17 protein-coding genes are annotated in these 19,719 nt (G+C 60.5%); 9 read left to right on the forward strand and 8 right to left on the reverse strand.

Translation table 11 applies throughout. From position 1 onward, the window contains the following. Both WB650_RS22745 and WB650_RS22750 read right to left on the reverse strand, forming a co-directional pair. Window positions 1–1,015, reverse strand: a 1,015-nt coding sequence (locus tag WB650_RS22745; RefSeq protein ID WP_423962160.1) for an aldehyde dehydrogenase family protein, incomplete at its 3' end; no start/stop codon positions are given. A gap of 82 nt (window positions 1,016–1,097) precedes the next feature. After that, window positions 1,098–2,483, reverse strand: a complete 1,386-nt coding sequence (locus tag WB650_RS22750) for a 4-hydroxyphenylacetate 3-hydroxylase N-terminal domain-containing protein (RefSeq protein ID WP_422303390.1) — start codon at window positions 2,481–2,483, stop codon at window positions 1,098–1,100. Between the two features lie 273 nt (window positions 2,484–2,756). Between WB650_RS22750 and WB650_RS22755 the strand changes: the two genes are divergently transcribed. Together WB650_RS22755 and sthA are read left to right on the forward strand one after the other, a co-directional pair. Next, window positions 2,757–3,407 carry an alpha/beta fold hydrolase gene (locus tag WB650_RS22755; protein WP_422303391.1) on the forward strand — a complete coding sequence of 217 codons (651 nt, stop codon included), beginning with the start codon at window positions 2,757–2,759 and terminating at the stop codon, window positions 3,405–3,407. A gap of 44 nt (window positions 3,408–3,451) precedes the next feature. After that, window positions 3,452–4,858 carry a Si-specific NAD(P)(+) transhydrogenase gene (gene sthA, locus WB650_RS22760; RefSeq protein ID WP_422303392.1) on the forward strand — a complete coding sequence of 469 codons (1,407 nt, stop codon included), beginning with the start codon at window positions 3,452–3,454 and terminating at the stop codon, window positions 4,856–4,858. An 11-nt stretch (window positions 4,859–4,869) separates the two neighbouring features. Here sthA and WB650_RS22765 read toward each other — a convergent pair whose 3' ends face one another. The 3 genes from WB650_RS22765 to recQ form a co-directional block, all read right to left on the reverse strand. Then, on the reverse strand, window positions 4,870–6,087 hold the full coding sequence (locus tag WB650_RS22765; protein WP_423962162.1) for a hypothetical protein: 1,218 nt from the start codon (window positions 6,085–6,087) through the stop codon (window positions 4,870–4,872). A gap of 121 nt (window positions 6,088–6,208) precedes the next feature. Continuing rightward, on the reverse strand, window positions 6,209–9,076 hold the full coding sequence (locus tag WB650_RS22770) for a phosphoenolpyruvate carboxylase (RefSeq protein WP_422303394.1): 2,868 nt from the start codon (window positions 9,074–9,076) through the stop codon (window positions 6,209–6,211). 51 nt (window positions 9,077–9,127) lie between these two features. Then, a complete protein-coding gene (gene recQ, locus WB650_RS22775) occupies window positions 9,128–10,987 on the reverse strand; it encodes a DNA helicase RecQ (protein WP_423962164.1) in 1,860 nt (619 codons plus the stop codon). 181 nt (window positions 10,988–11,168) lie between these two features. Here recQ and WB650_RS22780 point away from each other — a divergent pair, with 181 nt between their 5' ends. The 3 genes from WB650_RS22780 to WB650_RS22790 all read left to right on the forward strand — a co-directional run bounded on the left by WB650_RS22780 (window position 11,169) and on the right by WB650_RS22790 (window position 12,895). After that, window positions 11,169–11,513 carry a type II toxin-antitoxin system RelE/ParE family toxin gene (locus WB650_RS22780; protein WP_422303396.1) on the forward strand — a complete coding sequence of 115 codons (345 nt, stop codon included), beginning with the start codon at window positions 11,169–11,171 and terminating at the stop codon, window positions 11,511–11,513. Further along, window positions 11,510–11,818: a helix-turn-helix domain-containing protein gene (locus WB650_RS22785; RefSeq protein ID WP_422303397.1), complete on the forward strand. Its 309-nt coding sequence runs from the start codon at window positions 11,510–11,512 to the stop codon at window positions 11,816–11,818. Before WB650_RS22780 ends, WB650_RS22785 begins: the two co-directional genes overlap by 4 nt. Before the next feature lie 135 nt (window positions 11,819–11,953). Then, a complete protein-coding gene (locus WB650_RS22790) occupies window positions 11,954–12,895 on the forward strand; it encodes a patatin-like phospholipase family protein (RefSeq protein WP_422303398.1) in 942 nt (313 codons plus the stop codon). A gap of 17 nt (window positions 12,896–12,912) precedes the next feature. Here the strand turns inward: WB650_RS22790 and WB650_RS22795 are convergent, their stop codons facing one another. The 3 genes from WB650_RS22795 to WB650_RS22805 all read right to left on the reverse strand — a co-directional run bounded on the left by WB650_RS22795 (window position 12,913) and on the right by WB650_RS22805 (window position 15,747). Beyond that, window positions 12,913–13,416, reverse strand: a complete 504-nt coding sequence (locus tag WB650_RS22795) for a DUF992 domain-containing protein (RefSeq protein ID WP_422303399.1) — start codon at window positions 13,414–13,416, stop codon at window positions 12,913–12,915. 88 nt (window positions 13,417–13,504) lie between these two features. Further along, window positions 13,505–14,647: an acyl-CoA dehydrogenase family protein gene (locus WB650_RS22800; protein WP_422303400.1), complete on the reverse strand. Its 1,143-nt coding sequence runs from the start codon at window positions 14,645–14,647 to the stop codon at window positions 13,505–13,507. Window positions 14,648–14,676: 29 nt separating this feature from the next. Continuing rightward, a complete protein-coding gene (locus WB650_RS22805) occupies window positions 14,677–15,747 on the reverse strand; it encodes an acyl-CoA dehydrogenase family protein (protein WP_422303401.1) in 1,071 nt (356 codons plus the stop codon). An 87-nt stretch (window positions 15,748–15,834) separates the two neighbouring features. Here WB650_RS22805 and WB650_RS22810 point away from each other — a divergent pair, with 87 nt between their 5' ends. The 4 genes from WB650_RS22810 to WB650_RS22825 are packed head-to-tail and all read left to right on the forward strand — an operon-like array spanning window position 15,835 to window position 19,686. Next, window positions 15,835–16,626: a FadR/GntR family transcriptional regulator gene (locus WB650_RS22810; protein ID WP_422303402.1), complete on the forward strand. Its 792-nt coding sequence runs from the start codon at window positions 15,835–15,837 to the stop codon at window positions 16,624–16,626. Continuing rightward, entirely contained in the window at window positions 16,619–17,806 is a 1,188-nt protein-coding gene (locus WB650_RS22815; protein ID WP_422303403.1) for a CaiB/BaiF CoA transferase family protein, read from the forward strand. The genes WB650_RS22810 and WB650_RS22815 overlap by 8 nt, the downstream gene beginning before the upstream one ends. A 19-nt stretch (window positions 17,807–17,825) precedes the next feature. After that, complete coding sequence (locus WB650_RS22820; RefSeq protein ID WP_422303404.1) at window positions 17,826–18,869, forward strand: extradiol ring-cleavage dioxygenase; 1,044 nt, start codon at window positions 17,826–17,828, stop codon at window positions 18,867–18,869. A 4-nt stretch (window positions 18,870–18,873) separates the two neighbouring features. Beyond that, entirely contained in the window at window positions 18,874–19,686 is an 813-nt protein-coding gene (locus tag WB650_RS22825) for an SDR family NAD(P)-dependent oxidoreductase (protein WP_422303405.1), read from the forward strand. Window positions 19,687–19,719: the final 33 nt, after the last annotated feature.

A 19,719-nucleotide genomic window follows, 5' to 3' on the forward strand; every position in this document is an offset into this window, starting at 1 on the left:
TGGCGCCGTGCTTCTTGGCGTCCTCGACCAGCTCGGTCACGCGCTCGAACTGCATCTTGTTGTTGATCGGACCGAGCTGGGTGCCGGCCTCGAGCCCGTCGCCCACCTTGACGCCCTTGGCAATCTCGCCGAGGTTGTCGAGCAACGCGTTGTACATCTGTTCCGGAACGTACACGCGCTTGATCGCGCTGCAGATCTGCCCTGAGTTCTCGAAGGCGCCCCAGAAAATCTTCGGCGCAACAACGGCAGGATCCACGTCCGCCAGAATGATCGCGGCGTCGTTGCCGCCGAGCTCTAGCGTAACCCGCTTCAAATCGGGCGCGGCGGCCGCAGCGACTCGCTTGCCGGTCTCGACCGAGCCGGTGAATGAAATCTTTCGGGGCACCGGATGAGTAGTCATCCACGAGCCGAGCTCGTCTCCGCCGGAGATCACATTGAGGACTCCGGGCGGGACGATGTCTTTCAAAATCTCGCCGAGCATCAGCGTCGTGATCGGCGTGTACGGCGAGGGCTTGAGCACGATCGTGTTGCCCGCGAGGAGTGCCGGCGCAATCTTCCACATCCCGAGCATGATCGGATAATTCCACGGCGTAATCGCGGCGACGACGCCGAGCGGTTTGCGCTTGATTTCGATTTTGCTGTCCTGCGTGTCCATCAGCACTTCGGCAGGCAAATCGAGCATCGCGGTGAATGAGCACCACATCGAGGTGAGCATGATTTCCTGCGCCGCCTTGTCCAGCGGCTTGCCCTGCTCGAGCGTGAGCGTCCGCGCCAGACCTTCAGGCGGTTGTTGCAATGCAGCGGCGCAATCCTGGAGGACCTTGCGGCGCGCGTTGATGTCTTTGCTCCACGACGGGAACGCCTTCTGAGCGGCGTTCATCGCCTGATCGAGTTCGGCCTTCGAGCAATCGGGAACCTCGGCGAAGATCTTTCCAGTAGCCGGATTGATCACGCCGGTGGATTTCGATCCTTTCACCGACTTGCCGTCGATGGTCATGGTGTATCCAGCAGCCATTCGAGTCTCCTTATGTGCGGGTTCCGTGCAGGCGATGTAACTGATTCATTACAACGCCGGTCGCATTGCGCGCAAACATCGATCAGCCGGCGGTTTCGTCGCTCAGCCCTGCCACCTTGAGCGCTTTGCGCTTCGCGCCTTTCAGGTCGTAGTAGCGGCGAGTAACGATCCGTTGCGCGTAGAGGCCGCCGCCTGCCTGTACGTTGGTGACAGCTTTCCATCCGCCGTATGCATCCGCGGTCAGATCGCGGATCGCATGAAACAGCCGCGCACGATATTCGCCGTCGATTCCGTTGGCGGTGCCCATGTACTTGCGAACCAGAGGGCCAGTCACTTCGTTTTCGAGATCCGCGACGCCCGGTGCGGTCAGGATCGAGCCGCCCGAGATGTCGTGCAGGTGCCGCACCATCAAATTGTAGTTCGCCGCGCCGTGATACTTGCCGGCGTTGGTGTAGAGCTCGTCGGGAAAGGCACCCTGATCTGTGATTTGACAGTTGGCGATCGCGGCCTCGAGCGCGGCGCGAATCAGCGTGGCATGGATGAGCATCTCGGAAATTTTCTCCTTGATATGCCCCTCGCCCGCCAATCCGTTGGCTTCCGCCACGAGCTGCGCGAAGCCGACCAGTTGATCGCCCTCTTCCGCCATCGCCGAAAGACCGCCCAGCCGCTCCCAGAGCCCAAGCGAATGCGCGAAGACGGCGGCCTGCTGGACCGCACCATCGAGAAAGATACGTTCATTCGGCACAAAAACGTTGTCGAGGATCACGAATCCTTCCGCCATGTGGATTTTCGCGGACACCGGGAAAGTGCGCGTGTCGGCGTGGCGCGGCGCGAACGTCGTGTCGATTATCTTGACCCCGGGCGAGTTGACCGGCACCGCGCATCCGATCGCGTAGGCCTCTTCGCCGGGCTTCATTGCCTTGGTCGGGATCACCATCAGGTCATGCGCCATCGACGCGCCCGTGATGTGCAGCTTGGCTCCGCGGATCACGACACCGTCGCTCCGCCGCTCGACCACGCGTGTGTAGGCATCAGGATCGTCCTGTTTGCCCGGCGGGCGGGAGCGATCGCCCTTGGCGTCCGTGATGCATTCGACGATGCGGACGTCTTTGCGCTGCGCGGACTGCACGTAGTGCCGGATGCGTTCCGCATATTCGGGGAGCGCGTCCGCGATGCGAGTCGCCGCCGTCGTCAACGTCATAATCGACTGGTAGGTCACGTTGGCTACGATGTCGGATTCGAGCAGCAATGGAATCCGATCGCGCAATTCATTCGCCGATCGCGGAATCGCCATCAGAGGACTGACTGCCCCGGGCTCGGGCGAATAGAATTTGTCGTAGCCTTCCGCGATTCGCGAGACGCATTCGCCAAGCAGCGGATGATTGACGATATCGCGCACGCGCTCGCCCTCGAAATAGGTTTCGCGGTTGTCGTCGAGCGACTTCTTGTACTGCTGTCCGGTCATCATCGCGTTCTTCTCTCCTTAAACAGTCGTTCAATTCGTCGAGTTTCGCGCAGAACGTCGTCACTGTTCAAGCGTGGCGGGCCGAACCGCTTTAACTCGCGTTGACTCAACGTAAACGAAATTGCGACTTCTAACGTCCAAGCCTCACAGCTCTTTGCGAGGGAAAAACGAAGCATGCGGCTGCGTAAAAAGAAACTCGTGACGGCCTTCTTGTTCTCGTGCCTGTTGGGGCAAGCGTCAATTTCGATCGCGGCACCTGAGTCGCAGTTCTTCGACGTGAGCGGCGTCAAGATTCACTACCTGATTGCAGGGACTGGTGAGGCGGTAATTCTAATTCACGGACTTGATTCCAGTGCCAGGATAAATTGGGAGATGCCCGGGACGATCGACGTTCTAGCCAAAGATCATCAGGTCATAGCTCTTGACCTTCCGGGCTACGGCGAGTCCGACAAGCCGATCGAACCTCAGGCCTATGGCTCGCAGTGGGTCGAGGACGTGATCCTGTTACTCGACCATCTGAAAATTAAGCAAGCTCACATCGTTGGTTACTCGATGGGCGGAATGGTCGCATTAAAGCTGATCGCCGAACATCCCGATCGGGTTTTGTCCGGCACCCTCGGCGGCATGGGCTGGTTGCGTGAGGGGAGCATTTTGCAGAAGGTCTGGGCTCATATGCGCAGTGTTAGCGCGAGAGGTGTCAGCGAGCTCGCCTTGACGGAAGATGAATTGAAGTCGATCAAGCTTCCAGTTGAAATCATCATCGGCGACCATGACCCGATGAAAAGGATGTACGTGTCTCCGTTGGAAAAGATTCGTCCCGACTGGCACGTGATCGAAATTCAACACAGCGGTCATCTGAACTGCATCTTCAAGAAACAATTCATAGATGAAATCGAGAAATGGCTGGACATGAATCGCCGGAAGTGATCGAGGCTTACTTCAAATCGTGAAAAGGGTGAGAATCGGGCGCGATGCCTGAGTTCGATTACGATCTGGCCGTCGTCGGTTCGGGACCGGCCGGACATCACGCGGCCATCCAGGGCGCCAAGTTGCGCAAACGCGTCATCATGATCGAGCGCAAGGCGCTGGTGGGTGGGATCTGCGTCAATGTCGGAACGATTCCCAGCAAGACCATGCGCGAAGCGATCCTTTATCTGTCGGGCTATCGCGAACACGCGGTCTACGGCGATTCGTATCGGGTCAAGGAAAAGATCACTTTCCAGGATTTGCTGGTGCGGGTCGATCCGGTGGTGCGGCACGAGATCGACGTCCTGCGCCACCAGCTCTTGCGCAACGGCGTCGAGCTGACCACGGCGAGCGCGAGCTTTGTCGATCCGCACGTGCTCCACCTCGAAGATAAACCGAGCGGACTGCAGAGACGGGTTTCCGCCGCCAACATTGTGCTGGCGGTCGGGACCCATGCGGCTCGCGACCAACGCACGCCGCTCGATGGTCGGTACATTTTCTCGAGCGACGACATGATGGAGCTTGACGAGCTACCGCGCACACTCGCGGTGATCGGTGCCGGCGTCATCGGATGCGAATACGCAAGCATGTTTGCGGCGCTGGGAGTACGCGTCACGTTGATCGACATGCGCCCGCGCCTGCTTGACTTCGTCGATGCGGAAATAGTCGAGAGTCTGGTTTACCACCTGCGCGAACGGCGCGTGACGCTGCGGCTCGGCGAAGAAGTCTCGTCGATCGAAGTGTTTCGCGAGAATGGCCAGAATCACGTGCGCACGTGCCTGGCCAGCGGAAAGCAGATCATCACGGACAAAGCTCTGTCGAGCACGGGCCGCACCGGAGCGACCAGCGAGCTGAACCTTGGCGCAGCGGGTCTTGCGACCGACGCGCGCGGCCGCATGAAAACCAACGCCGATTACCGGACGGCAGTCGAGCATATCTACGCAGTCGGCGACCTAGTCGGGTTTCCCAGCCTCGCGTCCACTTCAAAAGAACAAGGTAGAATCGCAGTGTGCCGCGCCTTCCGGGTTGCAGCGCATCACGCGCCTGAATTGTTTCCCTACGGCATCTACACGATCCCGGAAATCTCGTTCGTCGGCGCCACCGAAGAGAGCCTGACTAACCAGGGCGTCCCGTACGAAGTCGGCAAAGCTGCCTATCGCGAAACCGCACGCGGCCACATTATCGGCGACGACAGCGGGGTGTTGAAACTGCTGTTCCATCGCGAGACGCGCGAGCTGCTAGGCGTACATATCATCGGCGACGGAGCCGTCGAGCTGGTACACATAGGTCAGGCCGTAATTTCTTTGAAGGGTACTATCGACTACTTCGTGAATACGGTCTTCAACTATCCTACGCTGGCAGAATGCTATAAGAATGCCGCGCTCGACGGTATCAACCGCCTAAGTGCTTGAACCAGGTCAGTTCAAGGGACGGTTACCTTCACGCTAGCCGTTGTCCGTCCATACTGGTTGGTCGAGTACAAGGTATAGGTTGTAGTTACCTTAGGATTAACTGTTACGGAGTTGCCACGCACTGGCCCTACTGTTGGCGAGATTAGGTTGTAGATCTCATCGCTGGTCGTCCAACTGAGCGTGACGGGTTTTCTTTTGGCGACGTGAGTGGGATTCGCAGTGAAACCACTAACTATAGGACTCAGACCAGTCGGCACGTCGGAACTGGTATAGACCGGGCCAGTCGACACCACGTCGAAGTCCGCCGCGGTGACAGTGTCAAGCAGGTGTAGGTCGGAGTTGTTCCAATTGCTGTTGGGCGCGCCGCTGAGGTAGATAGCACTCCCATTGTCGGCGAGTATCATTCCGTACTTCTTAAGGGCGGTCAGGATCACCTGGTTCTGCGTCGAGAAGCTCGAGATATCGAAACTGGCCTTTAGTCTTAACCGCGCGCCCATCGGAGGTGCGTCAGGGTCCGGCACCGACGAGGCCCAATGCGAAGCGGGCGGCGTGAACGCCTGTTGCGTGACAGGCACCGTAAAGCGGATCGCGTGATTGATAGCGCCGGAAGCGACTTCGTCGTATCTCACTAATCCCGGGAAGATCGGCAGACCCGCTGCATCGGCCGAGGTCCAGGTGTAGGGACGCTGAGGGTCGATCGTCATGTCCCAGATGGCAGTCGAGTCGGCGCTCCATGCGCCACTCTTCAGGTGGTGCGCGTTATACAACTCATACAGCCAGCAGCCGTCCTTCTCGAGTACCAACACATGACGGTCGCCGGTGCCGGGGTTCGGATAGCCCTCGATAAGCGCGGTAGCAGGAATCCGCATAGGACCGGGATCGCTCTCGCTCGCATATGCGCCGAGGTTCACCATGACTTTCGCCTGCGTGCCGGCCACGATCTGATACGGTATACCGATCGATTGGCCGTCGTAGGTGCCGGAGCCGAAATCCGGATGGAGAGTCACCGTCGATCCGATGTAGTCGATGATGTTGGCCGAATTCGAATCCACCGGCGCGCTGGAAATATCCGTATTCCAAAGGCTGCTGGCCTCGAACGGAACGAACCCGTTCAGACTCGTGAGCTGACCCGCGGTCATCCCGCTGCAGATGCCGGTTTGGGCGAACGCCGGGGCGTGCCATGAAATTTGCACGACCATCAACCCGAGTGCTGCAACGTAATATCGCATAAGTTCTCCCGAAGGCTGTCCGATAAGTATTAACCGCTTCCATTTGCAGCTAGTAGCATAATCTAACTCTGAGTATGGTCCGGCAACGATTGGGAGCCAAGGGGAGCGTTATATCGAGCGCCTAGCCGACAGCACCGATCTCGTGGGTGATCGCCGTCCCGATCCGGCGCGCCAGTTCATACAGTTTCAGCATCGGATCGAACACAGTGTTGTGCTCGATCTCGTACGATAATGCAGAATCCGGTCGGTATAGCGATTTTTCTCCGAAATCATCGGGCGTACGCGCGAGACTCTCCTCGTTGGGGAAAATTCGCCGCAGCCGCTCGACCGCGCTCGGCACGTCCAGCTCGAGGATTCGCGCCAGGAGGTCGTCGCGCGTCACCCCAAGCTGCGGACTGAAATTTGGAATCTCCATTGCCAGCAGGCAGATACGCTGGATCACCGCCACGCGGATTCCGTGCAGCAGTATCAAACGCCGCCGTGGCGCCGTCTCGGCCGGCTCGATCGCATCGAGCAGCCACAATTGATCCGCCTGCAGTCGGCGCACGAGCCGCGCGAGCCGGTCATGCTGATCGAGCTGCCCGGTGACGCGGGCCAGCTCGCGGAGCGCCTTGGTCCGCGCCGGACGCCGCGCGCGACCGGCCCCATTCAGCCACATCGAGGGGTTGAGCGTATCCACGTACGCGCGCAGCACGTCGAGCTCGGTGCGATCGAGCGCGGCCGCCACCATCCGTACCGAGCGGCCAAAGCGGACCGAGCGTTCGCGCATGGCCTGAAACAGTTCCGGGTCTTTCGAGATCGCGCGCCCGACGCCGTAGAGAGTAATCGCCATGAAGCCGAGTTGTTGGAGAATCGCGTTGTTAGGTATCGCCCGCAATTGGGACGGATGCTCGATCTTCGACTGCCGTCCCCATTCCTCAACCTCGCGCGCGACCGGCCGCGAGCCGGTCCGATAAAGCAGGTTCGCGCTGAACAGGCTCAGCAATGCGGCGTAGTCAGGGTCGTCAACCAGGTTGCTGAACTCCTGCTGGACAGTCGCGAAGAATTCCGCCGAATAGTCCGGCGCCGCGTAAATCGGATCGTTGCCGGTCTCGTCACTGACATCGAACGCGAAGCCGAGCGTCTGCCGGATGCTCGCGGTCGCCGCGGCCGGCGTCAGAAAAAGCAGGTAGCCGTCACCGCCTTGGAAACTTATCTCCTCCTTCACGCGCAGGCCGCGACGCTCGAACTCCGCGCGGTTGTTCGGCGGCGCCGCGTAACGCAAGCGATCGGCCAGGGTCGACGGATGTCCGCCGCGGCCGATCGATTCGCCATGGGTGTTGAACAGGATCACTTCCAGCTTGCTCAGCCCGTGACGTTCCAGCAGTTGCGCGATCCGCAAACGCAGCCGCTCGATTCGAAACGTCGCCGCCATCTGACCGATGAATCGCCCCGAATCCGAGTATCCGAATTGAACCGCCAACCGACCTTGCCGATTCAGGTACGCGCGATAGTGCGGGCTCTTGAGCGCCTCCTCGAGCACACGCTCCCCACGCTCGAATGCATCTTCGGTCTCGAACAGGGGCGAAATTTCGATTCGATCGTCCACTCCGAACATGCGCGCGTAGTAGAGCGCCGTCAGCAGCGTGAATCCGGTCTTGGTTTCCGCAATCAAAAAACGAATCGGGGTCTCAGCGTCGATAAACTTGACGATTTGAGCCACCGTCATCATCAGCCGCTTGGCCGACGCCCCCTCGACCATCAGCGATTCGAAGCTGATCGCCACCGGCCGCACCCGCCCCAGCAGGACGTTGATGGTCGTGAAGTATGAGCGGCGATTCGCCGGATCGTTCGGCTCCGTCTCGAGACCAACCAGCCGCCGCGCCGCGTTGTGCAATTGGGACGCGTTGAGGCGCACGTGAATATGCGCGAGCGCCAGGCCGTGGGTTCTCATGCCGGCGCGCATGACCGCGATCGTCTCGCGACGCTCGTCATCCGGCGCCGCGCCAATAGCAGCTTCGATCAACGCGAGCATCGGCGCTGTTTCGACCAGCGCATGCGAGCGTCCCGACACCATCGCGCGACCAAAGGCAGCCGTCGCCGCCGGATCGCGCTCAGCAGCGGCCAGCAATTCGATCTGATGCGCCACGGTCGTGCGCGCCTTCGCGAGCATCGCCGCAAGCGGTTGTAACGTGGCCAAATAATCGCCACGGGCGGCGCGCTCGAGTACCTCAACTTTTCGCAGGTGGCGTTCGATCATCGCCAGCTTGTCGGCGAGGCGCGCCGCGATAGTCCGCGTCCAGGTAATATCGGTGCGTCCATCCTGGTCGTAGCCGACCCACGATGCCAGCGTGACCAGCCGCGGCACGATGCTCGTCCATTGCGCCGGCCAGTGCTGGCGCGCCACCCGCAACGCCGTCCGATGCACGCCCTCGAGCGCGTCATGCGCATGCTGGAGCGCCTCAGTCACCCACCCATGCTCGACCTCGAGCGACAGCTCCTCCGGCGGCCGATGCTCGACGCGCGCCGCCCTTTCCATCCGCTCGTCTCGTCCTGCCGGATCGAGCGCCACGCCATCGAACGTCTGTCCGGTCGCCAGTTCGGCCAGGCTACGCGCCAATTCGAGCGAAATCGAAAACGTCGGATGGGCCGTGAACACAACTCCGAAGACGATTCGGTTAAGCGCCGTGCGAAATTCCTCGAAGCTGCCCTCGCGCGCTTTATGCTCGATCAGATCTTCGACCGCCCGCTCATTCGCCGCAATCGCGGTCTCGCTGAGGTAGTTCCTGAGCCGCTCGGCACGGTCGGCAAACGCCTCAGCCGTCAGCTGCCGCACAATACTCTCGAGGCCGTCGAGATCGATCTCGCCGCGGTCCATCTGCAACGTCAGATCCAGCGCGAACAGTAGAATCGGATTGCTCTGGGGGTCGGCCGCCGCCTGCGCCCGCACCCGACTCATAATCGAGCCGAGCATCGCGGTGTCGAGCGCGCTGGTCGCTAGTCTTGCCATTTGACGGCGATGCTAGCCGAGGAAAAAAGTTATGGCACACGCCGTCCGGAATCAGCGGTGAGAATTAATGCATTCGATTACGCGTGTGCCGAAGTCCGTAAGTTTTCTTTCGCCGAAGCCGCGGATGTAACGCAGCGCTTCAACCGTCGTGGGACGGACGCTTGCCAGTTCGCGCAACGTCGCGTCGTGGAGGATCACATAGGCGGGCATCGCGCGCTCGGCGGCGATCTCGCGCCGCAGTTTGCGCAGACTCTCGAACAGCGCCTCGTCCACGTCGTGCCACGACTCTTCTTCGATTCGCGTCCTTTTCGATTTCGATTCTTTAGCTTGTAAAAGAGTGACGGCGCGACGCCCGCGCATCACTTCCCACGACAATGCGTTCAGCTTCAGCATTGGGCGATCACCGGGCGTGCGCTCGAGCAGTCCGGCGTCGACCAATTGATAGACCAGGTTGGTCAAGGTCTTGCGCGGCAGGTCCTTCAGCAGGCCATAGGTGGAAAGCTTTTCGTGGCCCAATCGACGCACGCGCTCGCTGCTCGCACCGCCGAGTACGTCAACGACGTGCTCGACGCCGAAGCGCTGCTCGACGCGCGCCACACACGAGAGCACCTTCTGCGCGAGCACGGTCGAGTCCGCGACGCCCTCCACCTCGCCCAGGCAAAAGTCGCAGGCGCCGCAGCTTGCTCCTTGATGGGTCTCACCGAAGTAGGCAGACAAGGCGGCATGACGGCATCGCACGACCGTCGCGAAGCGGCGCACTTCCTCGAGCAGCAGCTTTCCGCTCTCCAACACTTCAGGTGGAGTGGCAGACTCTGCGGCGCTCCGCTCCATCAGGTTGCGCCATCGAATCACGTCGGCCGCCGAGTAGAACAGTACGCATTCGGCAGGCAAGCCGTCGCGACCCGCGCGGCCGGTCTCCTGCTGATAGGCCTCGATCGATTTCGGCAGCGCCGCATGAATCACACATCGGATGTCGCTGCGATCGATTCCCATCCCGAACGCAACCGTCGCGACCACCACGTCGATTTCCTCGGCAGCGAAGCGGTCCTGCGTGCGCCGACGCTCATCCGCCTCCATCCCGGCATGATACGCGGCGGCGCGCACACCCTCCGACGTGAGGTACGCAGCGATCCGCTCCGTGTCGTTGCGGCTGATGCTGTACACGATCGACGCCTCACCTTTATGGCGCCGGATCGTCCCCGCGATTTGCGCGTTCACATCGAGCTTCGGACGCACCCGGTAAAGTAGATTGGGACGATCGAACGAACCGACCAGCACCGCCGGATCCGTAAGCCCGAGCTGATCGACGATGTCGCCGCGCACCCGCTCGGTCGCAGTCGCCGTGTATGCGTGAATGCTCGCGCCCGGAAAGCGCGTTTTCAGCTCCGCAAGCCGCCGATATTCGGGCCGGAAATCGTGCCCCCACTGGCTGATGCAATGCGCTTCATCGATCGCGAAGCTGGAAACTTTCAGGCGCGCAGCGAGATCGAGAAAGCGCGGCGTCAGCAACCGCTCGGGCGCGACGAATATAAGATGATGGCGGCCGCCGGCGAGCTCGCGCTCGGCGTCACGAACCTCCATCTGAGCCATCCCGCTATGGAGCGCCGCAGCCGGATAGCCAGACAGGCGCAAAGCATCGACCTGATCCTTCATCAGCGCGATCAGCGGCGAGACCACGACGTCGGTGCGTCCGGCGACCGCGGGCGGCACCTGGTAGCAGAGCGACTTTCCGCCGCCGGTCGGCATCACGACCAAAGAATCGCGCCGGTCGAGTCCCGCCTGAATCGCCTCGAGCTGTAGCGGTCGCAGACCCTCGAATCCCCAAAACCGCCGCAAGACCGCAAGCACCGCGTCGGACGCGCGAGTGCTCGCATCGCCCGCGCCGCTCACTGCTTCCTCAACACTCTTCATCGTTCCGCCAACACTATATAAGCCCGTCCCGGCATCATTAGTAACAACATCGCAATCGTCGAGAAAACGAGCGCATGAAAGATTCGCGCCGCACCCGTAACCCGCGGCACAAAAGAGTCATTGAACAGGCTAACGCAGGCGGTAGACGCTATACAAAACTTTGTATACTCTTTGGATGCCGATGCCGAAGACGCTGCTGTGGCTGGGATCTTCTCGCTACGACCTGCAACACTTTCCGACGAAAGCCCGGCAGCGCGCGGGATATGAACTGTACCTAGTCCAATGCGGTCTGCAGCCTTCGGACTGGAAATCGATGCCGTCGATCGGCGCTGGGGTACAAGAAATCAGGGTGCATACAGAATTGGAGCACAGGGTTTTCTACGTCGCAAAGTTTGAAGAAGCAATCTATGTGATTCATGCGTTCGAAAAGAAGAGCAGAAAAACAGCCGGATATGATTTGGAGTTGGCGAAATCTCGTTTAATCAAACTGCTCCAGAGGCGTCGCAGTAAAAAAATACGGTTATGAAGATAGAGCGTACTATTGGGAATGTGTTCCGAGACCTTGGCTTCGGAGCAAGGGAGGCCGAGAGCCTGCGGCTTCGCGCGGAACTGATGGTAGAAGTCCGGCGTCTCATCCGGTCGCGCAAGTTGACCCAGCGTGCGGCGGCAAACCTCCTTGGAGTCACCCAGCCGCGCATAAGCGATTTGATTCGTGGCAAGATCGACCTGTTCAGCATCGACACGCTTGTGAACATGCTCGCGCGCGGAGGAATGCGCGTTCAGGTTCGAATTTCCGGCGTAGACCGTCGTCGCCGCGCTCACGCCGCCTGATAGCCCGCGATTGCCCGACCGACTCTGGAGATTACGGACAGTACTGTAAAGCTACTTCGCGGTTGACCGACGCGCGCGGATTTCGGATAAACTTCCTGTCTGGTCGTTTGGAGTTTAGTCGGGAGGGAGTCTCACATGCCCAACTTTAGAATACTGTCATGCGATGGCGGTGGAATCCGGGGCGTGCTCAGCGCGGTTTTGCTCAATCGACTTCTCGGCGCGTATCCTGGCCTGCTACAGGATCGTCCCGGCACGATCACGATGTTCGCGGGCACCTCGACGGGTGGGATTCTCGCTCTGGGGCTGGCGGCCGGAATGACGCCGGCGCAGATTCGCGATCTCTACGTTGTGAATGGAAAGTTGATCTTTGATTCTTCGTGGACGCACAATGTAGTCGAGCTCGGCGGTATCAGCGGTTCGAAGTACGACAATGTGAATCTCAAGCAGATTCTGCAGGAGACCTTCGGCGCGCAGAAGCTCAAGGACTTGCGCTCACGCGTTCTGATCGCGTCGTTCAACCTGGACAACCAGGCGGCCGATCCTTCGTCGCGTACCTGGAATCCGAAGTTCTTCCACAATTTTACCGGACCGGACAGCGACGGCGAATTGCTGGCGGTTGACGTCGCGATGTCGACCAGTGCGGCCCCCACCTATTTTCCGTCGTACGGCGTGTACGTCGATGGCGGCGTGATTGCCAACAACCCGAGCATGGCTGCGATCGCACAGGCGCTGGACGGCCGCAATCAAGCCGATGAACGCGCGACACTCGATGGCATCAAGCTACTGTCGGTCGGCACCGGCGCATCGCTGCAATACATCGCCGGCGTCGACCACGATTGGGGCGACGCGCAATGGATCAAGCCCATCCTGAACGTGATGATGGATGGCAGCGTCGGCGTCGCCGATTTCGAGTGCAAGCAACTCCTCGCCGAACGCTACTGCCGGGTCGAGCCGATATTCCCGGCGGGCAAATCGTTCCCGCTGGACGATGTCAGCAAGATCGTCGACCTGATGGACCTGGCAAATTCTTTTGATCTGACCGGCACCATCGCATGGCTCCAAGCCTCAGCATGGTGATGCGCCAGTCGGATTGCTCAGCCCGGCGGTTTCTCGCCGCGGTACTTTAGGGTCATCTCCGCGATTCCGGCTGCAACGTTGAGTCCGTTCTGGCCTTCGACGGATACCGGCTGAAGCGCAATCGACTGATCAAAGCCTCCAACCAGCACGTTCGCGCCCGCACCTACTCCGAGCGAGAGGCTTGCAGTCGCGCCGCCATAATGACCCTCCAGCGCGCCGGGCTTGAGATCCTTGGTAGGAGCGGCGACCGCCCACAAGATCACCGCCGATTTCAGATAGCCGATATCAGCGCCGAACTTCGAGACGCTTCCACCGTAATATTCGACTCTCCCGCCGTTGCTCGAGTAGGAGCATCTGAGTTCGCGCGAAGATCCGAGGATGAATCCCCATCCCGAAGCTTCATGGCAAGTGAGATAGCCGGTCTTGACCGTGTACTTGCCGGCCTGCGCATGCGCCGTCAGTGGCAAACTCACGAAGAGAATCGTAGTTGCGAGAAGTGCGATTCGAAGTGCTGGTTTCATCTCTTCCTCCTGATCAGAACGTGTAGTTTTTACATTAGTAAAATCCCAAAATCGGGTCCATGCCGGAAGAGGTTCAGATATATGGCGATTACCGCAAGTCGCGGCCGGTGTAGCCGAGGATCGAACGGGCGATTATCAGGCGCTGGATTTCGCCGGCGCCTTCGTAGATGTCGAAGATGCGGCCGTCGCGGAAGCATCGATCCAGCGGATGGTCTTCCGACAGCGCCTCCGGGCCGAGAAGGTCGATGCATCCCTGGGTGATTTTTCGCGCGGCCTTGCCACCCGCCGCTTTCGCGATCGACGCTTCCACTTTCGGCGCCACGTCCTGCTGCTCGAGCCACTTGGAGCGCAGAACAGTCAGCAGCGCAGCTTCGAAAATGGCTTCGAGCCGGATGAACCGATCGACGACGGCCGAACGGCTGCGCATCCCGCCACGGTAACTGATCTCGATTCCCCGCTCCGCCAGCTTTTCGCGCGTGAAATCCAGCGCGGCGCGCGCAACACCCAGCGCCATCGCTCCGACCATCGGGCGCGAGTCGTTGAAGACCGACATCGTCGATTTGAAATCGCCCTTGATGTGGTTGAATTCCGGAATCCGGCAATTCTCGAACAGCAGGTTGCAGGTGTCGTGCGAGCGGATGCCGAGCTTTTTGAGTTGCGGCCCGACGGTGAATCCCGGCGTACCTTTTTCGACGATGAAGGTGGTCATGCCGCGGCTTCCGTCCGGCGCAACGAACCGCGACAGCACCATCGCGGCGTCACCAGACTGCGCCTGCGAGATGAAAATTTTCTCGCCGTTGAGAATCCATTCCCCGGTCTCGCGATCGAAGGTCGCCGTCGTTCGGATGTTGGCCGGATCGGAGCCGGCGCCGGGCTCGGTAATCGCAATTGCTATTGTGTGGTTCTTCCACTTCTCGAATTGCTCGGGCGTCGCGACTGTCTTGAGGACAGTGTTGCCAAGTCCCCACTTGCTGCGATGCAGCGCGATTCCGCCCCAGTAGATTTCGAGCATCACCAGCGAATGGAGAATCCGCGCGCCGCTGCTTCCGTTGAGTCCTTCTTCGGCCAGCGTGATCGGATTCGGCAAACCTTTCGCCTCGGGAAATTCCTCGGGCTCGAGTTCATCTTCATGCTTGTCGTAGTAGCGCGCATAGCGTTGCCCGATCAGAGCCTGCTCATGCGCAGTGCTCAGAACGTTCTCGTCAGCCGGAGTGAGTTGGAAATCTATCATTGCTTTGCCCTCATGATTGTCTTCGAAAACTAAACTCCGACCGCGCCTTCGAGCACCGACAGCGTGCGCGTGTCGCGATACCACATCTCGACCGGGTTATCGCGCAGGTAGCCGTGGCCGCCGAGCATCTGGACGCCTTCGTCGGCAATCCACATCGCATTCTCGGCGCAGTAGGTGTACGCAAGTTGCGCCTGCCGCGCGGCGTCGCCGCCCTGTTCGAGAATCGACGCGGCCTTCCACGTCATCCAGCGCATCGCATCGGTTTCGATCCGCATATCGGCGAGACGAAACGCGATCGTCTGCTTCTTCGCGAGCGCGTCGCCGTGAACCACGCGCTCCTTGGTGTAGGGCATCACGAATTCCATCACGGCGCGGCTGGTGCCGGTCATGATCGCGGACAGCGCAGTGCGCGCCGAGTCGACGATGCGTTGAACGTCGCATCCCGCGCTCTCGCCGAGCCGCGCGCTGGCGGGCAGTTCGACATCTTTGAAACTGACGGCGGCCATCTCGAGCGCACGCAGTCCGATGTTCGGTTTCTTCTCGCCGACGCTCACGCCGCGAGTGTCTCGATCAACGATGAACGCATCGGCAGCGTCGTCGCAGCGCGCGACCACAAGAAAGTGAGTGCAGTTCCCCGCGAGCGGCACCAGTCCCTTAACGCCCGACAGCCGGTAGCCATCGCGCGTCTTAATTGCGGTGGTGCGAATCGTCGAAACGTCAAAGGCGAAATCAGGTTCCATGATTGCGACGCCGGCGCATCGATATTTGTCGCCCGCGAACAGCGGCAGCAGATTTTTTTTCTGAGCTGCGGAACCTTGCACAGCGACCGCGCCGAGAAATCCGATTGGCGCCGCGGCAGCGATCGCGAATGAAGCGTCCGCCACGGCGAGTTCTTCGAGCAGCAACGCGTTCAACGTCGGTGAGTACCCGTCCGCTTGCGACTGAATTATTCCCGTCGCCCAGATCTCGTCGAGAACCGATGACGGGATCGCTTCGCGGTCATCGGCGCGGCGCGCCGCGGGCCGAAGCTGCGAGCCGGCCAACTCGTGCACCATCGACTGGGCGAGTTTCTGTTCCTCGGTAAGTTCAAAAGAGATCAACGCCGTTCCTCCGTCGTAGCTTTGGATTAGTTTGCGCTTGACATTCGAGTACGGTTCGGGGTACCAATGGTTGAACCAATGGAACACATGAGCGATACGAATGTCAAGCGCAAGCAGCTCACCCGCGTCGCGACGACGCGCCCGGTCGAGTTCAGTCGCATCCGCAACCTGCGCGCATTCGAGGAAATCGCGGATCAGATTCGCAAAGAACTTTCCGATCGACGGTTGCGAGCAGGCGACCGGCTGCCGCCTGAACGGGTGTTGGCCGAGCAGTTCGGAGTGTCGCGCAACACGCTGCGCGAGGCGCTGAGGTCGCTCGAGTATGCGGGCTTGTTGCGGCTGCAGAAGGGCGCGACCGGGGGCGCGTTCGTGCGCGAGAGCACGGGCGACGCGATAATCACCGGGCTGCGCGACATGTTTCATCTCGGTGCGATTCAACCGGAGCATCTGACCGAGGCGCGGGTGATGATCGAAGCGAGCGCGGTGCGGGCCGCGTGCGAGCGTGCGACATCGGAAGATATCGCGGCGCTCAACGCCAACATCGCGTCCGCGGCGAAAGCTGCGCGCGAGAATGTTGATTTTTACGACCAGGCGGCGATTCATCTTGATTTTCACCGCGTTATCGCGCGCGCGACCAAAAATCCGGTGATGGTGATCGTGATGGAAGCGCTGATCGACGTGATGCAGCACTTCATTCGCGCGATCGGGCAAAAACGAAATCCGTGGGTGCTGCCGTCGCGCCGGCGTTTCATGAAACATTTTGAAGCGGGCGACAGCGACGGCGCCGTGAAAGAGATGGAACAGCATCTCGAACGGCTGAACCGTCATTACTTGTCGCTGGTGAAAGAAAAGGATCGCGCCGAGGCTGCGGGTGAATAACGAAATCCTGAGCGGCGTACGGGTGCTCGACTTCACCACGATCGTGTCGGGGCCATATTGCACGCGCCTACTGGCGGACCTTGGCGCCGAGGTGATCAAGATAGAGCCGCCCGAGGGCGATTTCATTCGCACGCAACCGCCGATGCGCGCGGGCAAGAGCGCGTACTTCGCTCATCTGAATTGCGGCAAGAAAAGTCTCGCGATCGATTTGCGCAAGGCTGAGGCAGGCGAACTGATTCGCGAGCTTGCGACAAAATCAGACGTAGTCGTCGAGAATTCGCGGCCAGGCGTGATGGCGAGGCTGGGGCTCGATTACGTGACGCTCGAGCGGCTGAATCCGCGACTCGTGTACTGCTCGATCTCGGGATTCGGGCAGAGCGGACCGTGGGCGACGCGCAGCGCTTACGCGCCGATGCTGCACGCGGCCAGCGGTTTCGACCTGGTCAATCTTGGGTATCAAGAAGGTCTCGAGCGGCCGCTCAACACCGGTATTTATGTGGGCGACGTGCTGGGTGGGACGTACGCATTCGGCGCGATTCAGTCGGCGCTGCTTGGACGCGAGCGCACGGGCCGCGGCGATTGTATCGACCTGGCGATGATGGACGGACTGCTCGGGATGCTGATCTATGAGTTCCAGGAGGGGCAGCTTCCACCGGCGCGGCGAACGAATACGTTTCAGCCGACGCGCGCGAAGGACGGCTTCGTGATGATTGCGGCGGTGAAGCCGAACAACTACGAGGCGTTGGCGCACGCGGTCGGGCATCCCGAGTGGATGGACGATCCCCGGTTCGCTACAGCGAAGGGAAGAGCTGCGAATTGGGCGTGGTTCATGTCGAAGCTCGACGAGTGGGCGTCGACCCGGACGATGGCGGAGTGTGAAGCGATTTTGACCGAGGGCAGTGTGCCGTGCTCGCGGTACTACACTGTGAGAGAGGCGCTTGCGCATCCGCATCTGGCGGAGCGCGGGAGCTTCGAAGTGATCGATGACGGTGCCGGGCCGCTGAAGGTACCGAACCCGGCGTTCAAATTCGGCAACTCGACGGCGCAGGCTCGCAACTATGTGCCGGCGCTAGGCGGCGACAATGCGGCGGTACTTTCGAGCGTGCTGGGGTATTCCGCGGACCGCATCGCCGCGCTATACGAGAAACAGATCCTTCACGACCAGACCGGCCGAGCGTGACGCAGCGGAGGATATGCAAATGGGTGAGATTCTCGCAGTCGGAATAACTCACTACCCGCCTCTGGCAGGCAGCGACGAAACGATGTCGTGGATTCTGAAGCGGATGCTGCAGAACCCGCATCTGCCGGAAAAGTTTCGCGATGCGCGCGGCTGGCCGGAAGCGATGCGCGCCGAATGGGGCGACGACGAGGGGACAAGCGCCGCGCACGCGCATCGCGAGCGGCTGCTGCGATCGTTGCGGAAGACGCGCGCGCAAATCGACGAGTTTCGCCCCGACTTCATCGTGGTGTGGGGCGACGATCAATACGAAAATTTTCGCGAGGATGTGATCCCGCCTTACTGCATCTACGCACACGAATCATTCGAGTTCGCGGCGCCAGCGCACAACGTGTGGAAGGAGGCGCCAGACAAGAAATTTCGCGCGGCCGGCAACGTCGCGGCGGCGAAGTATCTCGCGGGCGGTCTGATCGAGGCTGGGTTCGACACGGCTTATTCGTACAAGCCGCTACATCATCCGCTCGGACACGCATTCGCGAATGCGGTGCTGTATCTCGATTACGATCGGAAAGGGTTTCCGTACCCGATTATTCCGTTCGCGATAAATTGCTATGGGCGGAAGGTGATCGCGCAGCGTGGCGGTCTGCCGGCGTTTGAAAATCCGCCGTCGGAAGCCCAGCTCGATCCGCCGGCGCCGACGCCGCGCCGATTGTTCGATCTTGGCGCCGCGACTGCGCGGATTTTTGCGAATAGTCCGTGGCGGGTCGCGCTGATGGCGTCGTCGGGCTGGTCGCATGCTTTTCTAACCGCGAAAAACAATTTTTTGTATCCGGACACGCCTGCGGATCGGACGCTGTTCGAGGCGTTGCGGGCGGGCAACTTCGACGCATGGCGCAATTATCCGGCGTCGTCGGTCGAGGCGAGCGGCCAGCAGGAAATTCTCAACTGGATGTGCCTGGCGGGAGTGCTCGCCGAATTGAAACGCAAGCCGGCGGACACGGAATTTATCGATACGTGGATTTTCAATTCATCGAAATGTTTTCTGACGGCTCCGCCGCTACGGTAATCAGATGAAGCTGAGTGGAAAAGTGGCGCTGGTCACGGGAACCAGCACGAATATCGGCGGCGGTATTGCGGAAGGTCTCGCAGCCGAGGGCGCGGCGCTGGTATGCGTCGATGCGCGCGCGGAGAACGGTGCAGACTGCGCGCGTTACATCAAAAGCATGGGAGGGCGCGCGACGGCAGTGACCTGTGACGTTACCGATGAGCGCCAGGTGATTGAAGCGGTGGCAGCGGCGCGCGAGCATTTCGGCGGCGTCGATATTCTCGTAAACAGCGCTGCCATCTTCAACAAGAAGGGCGTGATCGAGATGCCGCTCGACGAATGGCGGCGACAGTTAGAAATAATTCTCGGCGGCGCTTTTCTGTTCACCAAGCATGTTGCGAAGTCGATGATCGAACAGGGACGCAAGGGGGCCATCATCAATATCATCTCGACCGCGGGCCATCAGGGCGAGCCGAACAACATCGCGTACTGCACGGGCAAGGCTGGTCTGCTGAACTTCACGCGATCGGCGGCGATGGAACTCGTCGCACACGGCATCCGCGTCAACAGCCTGACGCCGACGGCGACCGATCCGTCGGAGTCGCTCGAACGCGCGGCGCGATGGGGTCGGCAAGTCCGCAGCGGCGAGCAACTCAAGAATGCGTTTGAACCATTTCGAAAAGGCGTGCCGATGCAGAAACTGCCGAGCCCGAGCGACTACGGACGGGCGGCGGTGTTTCTAGCGTCGGAGGACGCCGGCATGATCACGGGGACAGACCTTCGCGTCGATGCGGGGGCAATCGCGCGTTACTGGGCGTGGAATCCGTCGGACAAGTAAGGCTTACCGAACGGCAGGCAACTTAGGAGAGAA

Origin of the sequence: Binatus sp. (SeqCode) (assembly GCF_049584895.1) — a bacterium.
Taxonomy (GTDB): domain Bacteria; phylum Desulfobacterota; class Binatia; order Binatales; family Binataceae; genus Binatus.